Below are 234 nucleotides of genomic sequence, written 5' to 3'. Positions count from 1 at the left end.
CCTCAGATTTCCAGAGCAGGTATTCCGGTGATCAAGGATATTAATGAGACCACTGCCAGTATTTCTCTGGAGTACGAGATCATGGCTGCCAATGATGAAGGAAAAGCAGAATATTATAATGTGACAGATTTTTACAGAATGCGTTATACGGAAACACGTATTATGCTTCTTGATTTTACAAGATCTGCCCATCAGATCTTTAATCCGGAACTTTCTGTAATCAGCGATAAAGGC

At 39.7% G+C, this 234-nt stretch carries 1 protein-coding gene; it reads left to right on the top strand.

Going from position 1 to position 234, the window contains the following annotated elements; all coding sequences use genetic code 11:
• On the top strand, positions 1–234 hold a 234-nt coding region (locus QVP40_RS11020; RefSeq protein WP_330361934.1), incomplete at both ends, for a hypothetical protein.

The organism is Blautia sp. CAG:257, from assembly GCF_000433815.1.
GTDB lineage: Bacteria > Bacillota > Clostridia > Lachnospirales > Lachnospiraceae > Blautia_A > Blautia_A caecimuris.
Note: the sequence above shows the minus strand (reverse complement) of the source record. Positions and strands in the feature narration are given on the sequence as shown.